Below are 11,920 nucleotides of genomic sequence, written 5' to 3' on the forward strand. Positions count from 1 at the left end.
TCGCCTCTATGTCGCCATCGGCGCCCCCTGTAACGTGTGTGAGGCCCATGCGCCCTTTGGCAGCATCATCGCCATCGATCTCGAGAGTGGCAGCAGCGAGCAGATCGCCACCGGCATACGCAACGTCACTGGCTTCGACTGGGCCCCCAAAGATAACAAGCTATGGTTTGCCGATCTGGGCCGCGACTGGATGGGCGACAGACTGCCGCCGGATGAGATTAACCGTGTCGATATTGTCGGTGCCCACTACGGCTTTCCCTATATTCATGCCAGCAGCGTGCTAGAACCCGCCTACGAGAAGCCCAAGGGCCTTAAGGTGACGACGCCCGTCTTCGAGCTACCGGCCCACGTGGCGCCTATGGGGCTCGAGTTTTACCGCGGCGAGCAGTTCCCCGATAAGTATCGTGACCAGCTATTCGTGGCCGAAAACGGCTCCTGGAACCGTTCCAGTAAGATTGGCTACCAGGTCACCATGTTGACCCTGGAAGATGACAGTATCAGCAAGCGCCAGACGGTGGTGAGCTTTCTCGATGGAGAGTTTCCCGTTGCCCGGCCCTATGACTTAATCATGGCGCCCGATGGGGCCATGTATATCTCAGACGATCTCAAAGGCAATGTGTATCGTCTGTTTTATAAAGAGAACACGAGCGAAGAGAGCGAATCGAGTGAAGCGAGTGAACAACAGGATCCTAATCAATGAGTGATGCGATAGATTTAAGCCTCGATGGCGTCGAACAGATGCCCTTGAGACGTTTCACCGAAGAGGCGTATCTAAACTATTCCATGTACGTCATCATGGATCGCGCCCTGCCACATATCGGCGACGGATTAAAACCGGTGCAGCGCCGTATCGTCTACGCCATGAGCGAACTTGGGCTGTCGGCGCAATCTAAGCACAAGAAGTCGGCAAGAACTGTGGGTGATGTACTGGGTAAGTATCACCCCCATGGCGACAGTGCCTGTTACGAGGCCATGGTCTTGATGGCGCAGCCGTTCTCATACCGCTACCCCTTGGTAGATGGTCAGGGTAACTGGGGGGCGCCGGACGATCCTAAGTCATTTGCGGCCATGCGTTATACCGAGGCGCGTCTCTCTAAGTTCTCCGAGGTGCTGCTGACCGAACTGGGTCAGGGCACGGTAGATTGGGGCGTCAACTTCGACGGCACGCTGAAAGAGCCCATGGTGTTGCCTGCGCGCCTGCCGCACATACTGCTCAACGGCATCACAGGGATCGCCGTGGGTATGGCCACCGACGTGCCGCCACACAATGCCCGCGAACTGGTGGATGCCTGTGTCGAGCTGATCGACAACCCTAAGGCAGATCTGGAAAGGCTGATGGAGCTGGTGCCAGGCCCCGATTATCCGACCGAGGCGGAGATCATCAGCCCGAGAAACGAGATCGCCAAGATCTACGAGACCGGCCGAGGCTCTATCAAGGCTCGCGCCGTCTATACGGTGGAGTCGGGTGAGATAGTGATCACCGCGCTGCCACATCAGGCCAGTGGCGGTAAGATCCTCGAGCAGATCGCCGCCCAGATGCAGGCCAAGAAGCTGCCCATGGTGGCCGACCTGCGAGACGAATCGGATCACGAGAGCCCGGTGCGCATCGTCATTGTGCCGCGCTCCAACCGCGTCGATTGCGACCAGCTGATGGCGCACCTGTTTGCCACCACAGATTTGGAGAAGAACTTCCGCGTTAACCTCAACGTGCTTGGGCTTAACGGTCGTCCTCAGGTCAAGGGGCTGAAACTGCTGTTGACCGAGTGGCTGGAGTTCAGGCTGACCACGGTCAGACGTCGTTTAGAGCATAGATTAGATAAGGTATTGGCAAGGCTACATATTCTTGAGGCCTTGATGATCGCCTTCCTCAATATCGATGAGGTGATCGAGATCATTCGTTACCACGATGATCCCAAAGCCGAGCTGATGTCGCGTTTTAACCTGACCGACGAGCAGGCCAACGCCATCCTGGATCTTAAACTGCGTCACCTGGCGAAGCTGGAAGAGTTTAAGATCAAGACGGAACAGAGCGAGCTAGAGGCGGAGCGCGAGAAGCTTGAGCTACTGCTGAGCTCAGATCGCCGCATGAAGACGCTGATCAAGAAAGAACTTAAGCAAGACGCCGAGACCTATGGCGATGAGCGTCGCTCGCCGCTTGTCGAGCGTAGCGAATCCCGTGCCCTGTCTGAGCAGGAGCTGGTACCGGCCGAAGCGGTAACCGTAGTGCTGTCGGAGAAGGGATGGGTACGCTGTGCCAAGGGGCATGATATCGACCCTACGGCGCTCTCCTACAAGGCCGGTGACGCCTTCCTCTGCGCCGCCTCGGGCAGGAGCAATCACGCCACCGTCTTTATCGGTTCGACCGGACGCGCCTTCGCGACCGATACCCATACCCTGCCATCGGCCAGGAGCCAGGGTGAGCCCGTGACCACCCGCTTCCAGCTGTCACCGGGCGAGTCTATGGCTCATGCGCTGCTGGGTGAGGATGGACAATGCTTCCTGCTGGCCTCGGATGCGGGCTATGGCTTTATCGGCGACTATAAGGATATGGTGTCTCGCAACAAGGCGGGTAAGGCGCTGCTGAGCCTGCCAGCCAATGCGCAGGTGCTGCCACCGAGACGCGTGGATAAGAGCCGCAGCGAGTCTATCTTGGCGATCACCAACGAGGGTCGCATGTTGCTCTTCTCTGTCGACGCCCTGCCGCAACTGGCTAAGGGTAAGGGGAACAAGATCATCGGCATCGCCAGCGACAGGGCCAAGAGCCGCGAGGAGCTGCTGGTGCATCTGCATGTGGTGCCCCAAGATACCGCCGTCACCCTGTGGGCGGGTAAGCGCAAGCTCACCCTCAAGCCGAGCGATCTCGAGCATTACCGTGGTGAGCGCGGTCGTCGTGGCGCCAAGCTGCCTCGAGGTCTGCAACGAGTGGATAAGGTGGAGTTGGGTGAGGACGAAACCAGCCTCTAGTCTACTTTCAGACATAAAATCCAGACATAAAAAAAGCTGCTCTAGAGCAGCTTTTTTTATGTCTGTTTGAAGCAGGTATTAAGCCACTTCGTAGAAGTTGGGGGTAACATCGAGTCGCGCCTGGATGATCTCGGTCGCCATCTTGCTACATTTACCGCATTGGTTGCCAACACCCAGACGACGTTTAACGTCGGCAAGAGACATATCTCCTTGATCGACAGCTTCTTTTATTTGCTTGTCGGTAATGGCGTGGCAAAGGCAAACATACATACAGGTGACTCCCCTACTTCAGATGCACGCAAGTATAAATGAAAACGATTCTCAATGCTAATAACTCCTGGTTATAGAATGTGCACAATGACGCCTTTACGGGGCATTAAAAATTGTGAGCTATCCCACTAAACACGGGGCCTCTAGCCCATTTAGGGATCGGATTTTGTCTCGTTGGGCTTAGATTTTGACCTACGCAGTAATGCTGGCAAGTGCGCCAGCTAGGCCGGATTAATTTAAGAGGTGATGGTAATAACCTGGTCGAGCCTTGCATCCATGCCGGTAAGCCGGTGCTGAGCACACATGGGGCTTGCTCGCGGCTTCCTTAGTAGCCGCGCTCAAAGTTAACCCTGTGGCTCAGTGGCTCTCCCTTGATGAACTTGTGGTAGTTATTGGCGAAGATCTCCACGACCTGCTCGGGAAAACTCGGGGCGGCGATATGAGGGGTGATGATGACATTCTCCAGCGACCAGATGGGATGCTCCTGGGGCAGGGGCTCCTGATTGAAGACATCCAAGATGGCGTTTTGCTGAGGGTGGCTCAGCAGCTGGGCATAGAGGGCATCGAGATCCAGCACGTCGCCGCGGCCCAGATTAAAGAGGATCGCCTCAGGCTTCATCAAGGCGAGCATCTCCTGATTGAGGGCGCCCTGGGTCTGTGGTGTGCTGGGCAGGATCGCGGCGATGGCATCCGCATTACCTATGTGCTGAGCCAGATTCGCCAGAGTATCGACCCTGTCGAAGCCTATGGTGGGCTTGGCACCGCGGTTGATGCCGGTGACCCGCATGCCAAAATGTTTAGCGGTCTGGGCGAGGTGCTTGGCGATGTTGCCCGTGCCTAATAGCAGCAGCTCCTGCCCTTGCAGGGTACGAAAGTTAGCCGGGCGCCAGATCTTCTCCGCCTGTTGGGACTGATACTGCTTATGTTGGCGCTGGTGGGCCAGTAGGTAGCCAAACAGGTACTCGCTCATCAGGGGGCCGAAAATTCCCCTCACATTGGTGAGCTGATAGTCGCGGCGCAGCCTGGGTTTGACCAGGAGATCGACGCCGGCATAGGTAGATTGCATCCATTGGATCTGCTTGGCATGACCCACCAAGGGGGCGGCCAATGGCGGTTCGGCCAGCCAGATATCGGCCTCGAGAATACTCTGGGGATTGTCACCTAGCAGCGTCAGGTGCGGCAGATGACAGGAGCCGAGCAGGTTGCGGTATTTGTCGTTATCGCTGGTCAGCAGCAGTAGCTTGTGTTCCATAGCGAGTCCTTTTGGCTGTTATTATTTTTGTATGAGACCCAGAAAATGGCTGGTTTATTTTTGTGGCGAACTTTATTCAGTCGCACTTAGTCATTATAGATGTTCCCGCCGGCCTTAGTACTTAAGTGGGGGGCTAGTTCTACAGTTACAAAAAATGGCAGAGGTGTCCACCGCTAGTGCGGACCTTGCTTATTTGTTGGGCGGTTTGGCGTGAGTAAGTACTAGGGCCTGTTTATCTTTCGCGTTCATTTTTCAGCATTCTGTATCGCTTTTATACAAGGCAGAGCGATTGTAATGTGGTGTGCTACATCAATGAGCGATAACGCAGTAGAAAAATGATACAGACGCTGCCCGCAGGGTTCGTCTTGAGCACGTTCAACTCTTTGTTACTCGGCTTTTATATAGAGTAACTATACTTCAAGCCTCATGCCGCGATTTGAACGTGCTCAATTAGAACGAAAATTGTTCTCAAAAGGTCAACAGGCCCTAGCGTGTCAGCAGGAGTTGATGCACGCAGTCGGCGCTGACGTCAGGGAAATTACTGAAGATCCCATCGACCCCAAGCAGCGACAGGTAGTGGATATCGTCACGATTATCCACGGTATAGACAAACACCTTGGCGCCGCGGGCGTGGGCATCTTCCACTAACTCCCGGGTGACGAAGTTGACGCTAAGATGCAGTGAGAAGGCCTCTAATCGGGTGACTATGGCCGCCAGGTCTTCCGGTACCCCTTCGATTAATGGCGCCAGCACTATCTCGGGATAGGCCTGTCTCAGGGCAAACAGGAAGCCGTGATGGAAAGAGGAGATCAGCAGTTGATCGGTGCGGTAGTTGAGTTTATTGAGGAGCTCAGGGTAGAGCGCCATGAAGGGACCGAGGGAGTTAAGCCCCTTGAGCTCAATGTTAATCAGGGCGTCGAAGGGCTGCAGATACTCGAGGAGCTCCCAGAGTTTGGGTATGGGCTCGCCATCCACGCTAACGCTCGCTAGATACTCCTGGGTGACGGCCTCGATAAGACCTGTGCCGGAACTCTTACCGTCGAGACGCCTGTCGTGAAACACATAGAGTTCGCCCTCGACGCTGTGCACATCGATTTCGACGGCATTACAGCCCAGGGCGACCGATTTTTTGATGGCGGCCAGGGTATTTTCGGCGCCGTAGCCGCTGGCGCCCCGGTGAGCATAGACACGCATTAGCTTCTAATTAATCCCTGAGTCTCTTTACTTTGACCACTAATATGCACCTCTAGCTGCGGATAGGCGAGCTCTAGATGATTTTCTCTGAGTTTCTTGCTGACCTGCTTGTGTAGCTTATGCCTTAGTGGCCAGCGGGTGTTCATATCCTTGGCATAGGCGCGGATCTCGTAGTCCTGGGTATGCTGACCAAATCCGGCAAACCAGACCTCTGGCTCGGGTGTGGTCAGGGCATCGTCACACTCCTTGACGGCCTGGTACAGGGCCGCCTCCACCCGCGCTGGGTCTGAGTCTCTGGCGACCGAGACGTAGACGATTACCCGGGTGATGGGATCCGACAGCGACCAGTTGATCAGCTGCTCGGTAATAAAGGCCTTGTTGGGCACTATGATCTCTTTCCTGTCCCAGTCGACGATAGTGGTGGCGCGGATTTGAATCTTACTCACAGTGCCAGTCAGCTCGCGAATGGTGACGGTATCGCCGATACGCACAGGTTTCTCGAATAAGATGATCAGGCCCGAGATGAAGTTGGCGAAGATCTCCTGCAGGCCGAAACCCAGGCCCACAGAGAGCGCCGCGACCAGCCATTGCAGCTTAGACCACTCCATCCCCAGGGTCGAGAAACCACTAAGCATACCGAAGAAGACCACCAGGTAGCGGCTCACCGTGGTGATGGCGAAGCCTGTACCCTGGGACAGATCCAGTCGCTGCAGGATCATCAGCTCCAGCAGGCCCGGCAGATTGGTGGCGATCATCAGCGAGAAGCCGACGATGATCAGCCCAAGCAACAAGGACTTGAGGGTGATTGGCAACTGCTGGGCGATGCCATCGACCGTGCTCGAACTGGTCCATAGGGTGATGCCATCCAGGAAGGAGAAGATGGCGCTATGTGTCTGGGTCCAGAGGCCGATCAGGCTGATCAGGAAGGCCAGGGTCAGCAGTGAGCGCACCAGCCCCAGAGATTGACTGGAGATGGTCTCAAGATCTACCACGGGTTCTTCATAGGTGTCCGGTGGTTCGTTGCCGTTGGGGTCGTCCTCTTTTTCCCGCTGGGCCAATATCTCGGCGCGCTTGGCCTTGGCACGGTTGAAGGCGATGCGGCGGCGTTCGATCAACATCCAGCGCTTAATCAACTGATACAGCAGCATAAAGCTTAGGGATAAGATCAATGACAGCTGTAGCTGCAGCAGCATCTGATAGGCGGTGAAGTAGTAGCCCCTGAAGGCCAGCACGGCGCAGGCCGGCGGTAAGAGGATGAGTATCGACCAGAGCGCCTTCTGTAGCAGGCGTTTGTTTTTATCGTCCTGATGATAATGATGCTCCTGCTTGGACAGGCTCAGCATGTCCCGGTAGAACCAGAACAGCATGAGGGCCAGCAGGATGAAGGCGCCGCGGCCCAGGCTGTTGCGTACCAGCGAGGTCTCTAACACCTCGGTAAAGCCGATAACGCCCACGATAGGCATGGCCAGAATGGTCAGGGCGCGCAGGCGTTGCTGACCGGCTCGTATGATGGGCTTATCGCCCTTGAAATGACCAATCAGCAGCCCCTTGTCTAGCGCGAGCAGATAGGTGAGGCGATAGAGCTGATACAGCATACCTATGGCCAGTATGCCCATGCCGACCGAGGAGACCAGGTTGTGGTTGCTGAGGTAGAAGATTAGGCCGCCGCAGATCAATGGCAGTGGCTTGATACAGCTATAGAGGAGCGAGCCAACCAGGGTATTGAAACTATAGATAAATTTATCTTGGGTGACATTGCCCACATAGGTGACGTTCTTCGCCAGTAGCTGGGTAAACTTGGGCGTTAGCAGATCCTGCATCACCAGACAGAGCACCATCAAGATCACCCACCATGACCAGAGGGTGCTCTGCTCGCTTAAGGCGTCGTGTACCTGGTGCCAGGGGGCCTGAGTGAGCAACCATTGGGTACTCTGGTACAGGTCGCTTATCCAGTAGCCGTCTATGCTATTGGCGTTGGCCACCCAAAACAGGTGTTCGTTGAGTGTGGTCTTGAGGGTTTGATATTGCTGGCTTAACTGTTCATATAAGACCCTGAGTTCGGCGAGCTCACCAATATAGAGGTCATAGTTTTCCAGTAGCTGACGCTGCAGCTCTTTTTGGGCACTCAGAAGCTTGCTTTGCAGCGGCGAGAGCTGCTCTGCGGCGCCGAGCAGCGGGTGCAGGGTCTGATCTTGCTCTATCTGGTAGCGTGCCAGGCGGGCATTGGCGATCTCATTACTGATCTTGTCCTGATTCGGGGGTTTGGGCAGCGAATAGAGGATACGCAGGAAGCGCTCGCCGAAGGCCGAGTTGAGCTTTACCAGGGCGATCTGCTGCTGAATGTTAGTGATCTGCTTAGCCTGAAATTGGTATTGGGTCTCGGCCTGCTCCTGCAGCGTCATCACATTGGTCACTTCATGGGTGAGCTGTTTCAGCTGCTCGCCATAGGCCTGATTCTGGTCGTTCAGCTTGATGGCGATGGCATCGTCTGTGATGGAGGTTTCGATCTGGCTGGCGGCAATGGTGGCCGCCGTGGCCTTATGACGTTGTTCGGCGATGGCGCCGTTGAGCCTTTCGATCAGGGCTTCCTGCTGAACCAACTGACTACGCACCAGCGCCAGCTGTTGCTGGGTCAGGGCAATCTGTTTCTGGCTGCTGGCCAACTCCGATTCTAGGGTCGACAGGCTCTGAACATAGACCCGGCGCTGCATCTCGCTCAGGGGCTGGTTGTCGTTGCCGGTCGCCTGTTTGTGCTTGGCCAGGGTCAGGTTGGCTTGGCTTATCAGGCTGGGCAGCTGTTGCTGGCGCTTGATCAGCTCGTTGACCTGGGTGGCCAGGTTGGCCTCTGTCTCCTTGAGCTCAGCCAATCTCAGGTAGGAGAGTGATGCTTGCTGGCTCAGGTCTTGATTAGGGTTGTATTCCAGTGGCGTAGCGGCTTCTTTAAGCTGCTGTGTCAGCGCCTGCTTCTGGCTCTGATACTGGTGAATGATGGCATCGAAGCTGGACTGTAGGGCCTGCTGTTCGGTGAGTTGTTCTTCGAGCAGACTGAGTTGCTCGGCGGTGCTCTTGCTAGCAACCTGGGGCTCTTGTCCTATGCCCAGGCGTTTATTGAGGTTCAGGGGCGAATTGGCGGCACCCGAGAATGAGATTAGACAGAGAATAATCAGTAATATACGAGACATAAGCCGCTTTGTTCACACCAGCATCAATGGACGCTTATATATTACCAAGTTAGTTCAAAAATGATATCTATGAATCGGTTAATTTGACCCGTGTGGCGTTTCATTTACCACCAAGGAAAATGCCTCAGGATTTTGCCTGTTGAGCGCGATTGGCCTTATGGCTTTTCTGGGTCTCGTAGACGGCGGTAAAGACCACTAAGGCGCCGCCAATCAGCGTCTTCATGGCGAGTCCCTCACCGAGAATCAAGAGGGCCAACAGGGCACCGTAGAGGGGTTGCAGGCAGGAGACCAGGCTGACCGTCTTGGCGCTCAGCTGACGCAGCGCCGAGGTAAACAGGGCGTGGGGCGCGGCGGTAAAGACTATGCCTAACAGGATCACTAACCACCAGACGTTGGCTTGGATGGCACCTGGGTCGACCTCGAGCCAGGGTAGCAGGAAGAGGGCGCTGACCCCTGTCTGATAATACATGGCCTGGGCACCGCCGTAGGTGGCAAAGTAGCGTTTGTGTAGCAGGTTTCTGGCGGTGAACAGGGCCGCCGACAGTATGCCTATGATGATCCCCTGGGTGACATCGTTGCCTAGGTTGGCCTCTGGGATCAGCAGGCTGACACCGAGCAGGACGCAGATGCCGCTGATGATATCGGCCAGCTCCAGGCGCTTGCCGGTAAAGAAGGGTTCGACTAGCACCGTCATGACCGGGTAGGTAAAGAAGGCTATCATGCCTATGGCCACCGAGGAGAGTTGCATGGCGGCAAAGTAGGTGACCCAGTGCAGGCTGACTATGATGCCGAGGCCCAGGGCGATGGCGTAGTCTTTGCCGCAATTGAGGCGCAGACGTTGACCGCTAAGTTTGACCAATAGGGCAAGGGCGAGGGCGGCGATGCAGCAGCGAAGTGCCGTGATATCCAGGGCGCTGAGCGGAATAAGCTTAGAGAAAAGGGCCGTCCCCCCAAACAGGAGGACGGCCAGATGCAGTTCGATTAAGCCAGAGCGTTCGCTGCTACTTGTGTTCAAGATTTCCTCTAATCGATTTTGGCAAAGGCCTGACCCATGCGGGTAACGGCCTTAGGCTCTACGCCATCGGCAAAGTTTTCCAGTGCGTCTTTAGCAAATAGCATCACCACAGTGCTGCCAAGTTTGAAGCGTCCCATCTCGTCGCCCTTGTCCAGGGTGATCGCCTCTGGGCCCTCGGTCGGATAGTCCCAGCTGAATACCTTCCTGCCCGTCGGCGGAGTAACGGTACCGGCCCAGACGGTTTCTATGCTGGCAACTATGGTGGCGCCAACCAGGACCATGGCCATGGGACCGATTTCGGTTTCGAAGATGGCCACGACCCGCTCGTTACGGGCAAACAGGCCAGGCACATTCTCGGCCGTTAGCGGGTTAACCGAAAACAGCTCGCCCGGCACATAGGTCATCTTCGACAGGGTGCCTTTGATGGGCATGTGAATTCTATGGTAATCCTTAGGTGCCAGATAGATGGTGGCAAAGTCACCGCCTTCGAAGCGTTTGGCATCATCGGCCTGATCGCCTAAAAGGGCAAGTGACGAATATTCATGTCCCTTGGCTTGAAAGATGCGCCCCTCTTTGATCGGCCCGCATTGGCTTACGGCGCCATCGACCGGATGAACGATATAGTCGTCATCTTCACACAGGGGACGAATGCCTGGCTTCAAAGCGCGGGTAAAGAACTGGTTGAAGCTGGCATAGGCCTCTGGTGCACTCTCGGCGGCCTCGCTCATGTCTATCTTATATTGCTTGATAAACCATTTAATTACGCTTGTCGTTACCGCGCCGAGTTCGGCGGCAGCCAGCTTACCCACGAGTCGCGATAGCAGGTGTTTCGGCATTATGTATTGCAAGGCAATCTTCAATTTGTCCACTGTCTGTTTTCCTTCAAATCCAGTTTGGCTGTTAGTCGTTGTCGTTTTTGAAATGACGGGCGTGTCGCTGCTCATCCAGGCTGTCGATAATTCTATGGTAGTTCTGATACCTGTCTTCGGCGATCTTACCTTCCTCGAATGCCTGGGTGATGGCGCAGCCTGGGTCATTCTTGTGTTTACAGTCTCTAAACTTGCAGGTGCCCAGGTAATCCCTGAATTCGACGAAGCACCAGCCGACGCGCTCGGCGGGCAGGTGCCACAGGGCGAATTCGCGCACGCCGGGAGAGTCTACCAGGTCACCGCCGCTAGGGAAGTGCAGCAACTTGGCTGTGGTGGTGGTGTGTTGACCGAGGCCAGAGTTCTCGGACACGTCGCCGGTGATCAGTTCGGCCTCAGGTAGCAGGGCGTTGATCAGGGATGACTTGCCTACGCCAGATTGGCCGACAAACACGCTCACCTTGTCTTTTAATAGCGACTTGATGGTATCGACCCCTTCGCCGGACTTACTGCTGACGCGATATACCTGGTAGCCGATGGCTTGATAGCGTTGCAGCGCGGCTTCGACGGCTGGTGCTTCTTCGTCGCTAAGCAGGTCTATCTTGTTGAGTATGATGACCGGGGCTATGCCTGTGTCTTCGGCGGCCACCAGATAACGGTCGATGATCTGGGTGGTGAAGCTAGGCACCACAGAAGAGACGATAAGGATCTGGTCGATGTTGGCGGCGATGATCTTGATGCCGTCATAGAGATCCGGTCGTGATAGCGAGGAGTGTCTCGGGTGAACGGCCTCGACCACACCGGCGATGGTGGCCGTGGTCTCGTTGGCTTGGCGCATGATCACCTTGTCACCGGTGACCAGGCTTTGAATATTTCGGCGAATGTTACAGCGAACCAGTTCTCCGCTTTCCGTTTCGACATCAGCGTGTTGGCCGAAGCGAGAGATGACGGTGCCCAGCTGTTCTGGCCCCAGTGAGCTATCCTGTAACTCAATGGTCGTCTCTTTTGCGTCTTTGCGCTGCAATCGTTTCTCATGATTGGCGCGCATGCGGCGGCGTTGGCCTTGGCTTAGGGGTTTCTTTTTACTCACAGTGTCGTCATCGTCAAAATAAGGTTATTTTGTGTCTTCTAAAAAAGCAGTATGATACACGGTCTTAAATAAAAAAGCCTGAATTTA

General features: G+C 55.5%; 9 protein-coding genes. 2 read left to right on the forward strand and 7 right to left on the reverse strand.

The window, feature by feature from the left end:
- Positions 1-700, forward strand: a 700-nt coding sequence (locus DB48_RS00325; protein WP_041508353.1) for a PQQ-dependent sugar dehydrogenase, incomplete at its 5' end; no start/stop codon positions are given.
- Entirely contained in the window at positions 697-2,964 is a 2,268-nt protein-coding gene (gene parC / locus DB48_RS00330; protein ID WP_041508354.1) for a DNA topoisomerase IV subunit A, read from the forward strand. The genes DB48_RS00325 and parC, both read left to right, overlap by 4 nt.
- A gap of 78 nt (positions 2,965-3,042) precedes the next feature.
- On the opposite strand, the gene DB48_RS00335 is transcribed toward parC, so the two are convergent.
- The 7 genes from DB48_RS00335 to rsgA all read right to left on the reverse strand — a co-directional run bounded on the left by DB48_RS00335 (position 3,043) and on the right by rsgA (position 11,833).
- Complete coding sequence (locus DB48_RS00335) at positions 3,043-3,234, reverse strand: bacterioferritin-associated ferredoxin (protein ID WP_011864358.1); 192 nt, start codon at positions 3,232-3,234, stop codon at positions 3,043-3,045.
- A gap of 325 nt (positions 3,235-3,559) precedes the next feature.
- On the reverse strand, positions 3,560-4,486 hold the full coding sequence (locus DB48_RS00340; RefSeq protein ID WP_041508355.1) for a D-2-hydroxyacid dehydrogenase: 927 nt from the start codon (positions 4,484-4,486) through the stop codon (positions 3,560-3,562).
- 486 nt (positions 4,487-4,972) lie between these two features.
- Positions 4,973-5,680, reverse strand: coding sequence for a glycerophosphodiester phosphodiesterase (locus DB48_RS00345; RefSeq protein WP_041508356.1), 708 nt, complete (start codon positions 5,678-5,680; stop codon positions 4,973-4,975).
- On the reverse strand, positions 5,680-8,862 hold the full coding sequence (locus tag DB48_RS00350) for a mechanosensitive ion channel domain-containing protein (protein ID WP_041508357.1): 3,183 nt from the start codon (positions 8,860-8,862) through the stop codon (positions 5,680-5,682). The genes DB48_RS00345 and DB48_RS00350 overlap by 1 nt, the downstream gene beginning before the upstream one ends.
- 124 nt (positions 8,863-8,986) lie before the next feature.
- Positions 8,987-9,877, reverse strand: coding sequence for a DMT family transporter (locus tag DB48_RS00355; protein WP_041508358.1), 891 nt, complete (start codon positions 9,875-9,877; stop codon positions 8,987-8,989).
- Between the two features lie 8 nt (positions 9,878-9,885).
- Positions 9,886-10,746 (reverse strand): archaetidylserine decarboxylase, encoded by an 861-nt coding sequence (gene asd, locus DB48_RS00360; RefSeq protein ID WP_041508359.1) that lies wholly within the window; start codon positions 10,744-10,746, stop codon positions 9,886-9,888.
- A gap of 31 nt (positions 10,747-10,777) precedes the next feature.
- Positions 10,778-11,833, reverse strand: a complete 1,056-nt coding sequence (gene rsgA / locus DB48_RS00365) for a small ribosomal subunit biogenesis GTPase RsgA (protein WP_041508360.1) — start codon at positions 11,831-11,833, stop codon at positions 10,778-10,780.
- Between the last annotated feature and the right edge of the window lie 87 nt (positions 11,834-11,920).

Source organism: Shewanella sp. cp20 (genome assembly GCF_000832025.1).
GTDB lineage: Bacteria > Pseudomonadota > Gammaproteobacteria > Enterobacterales > Shewanellaceae > Shewanella.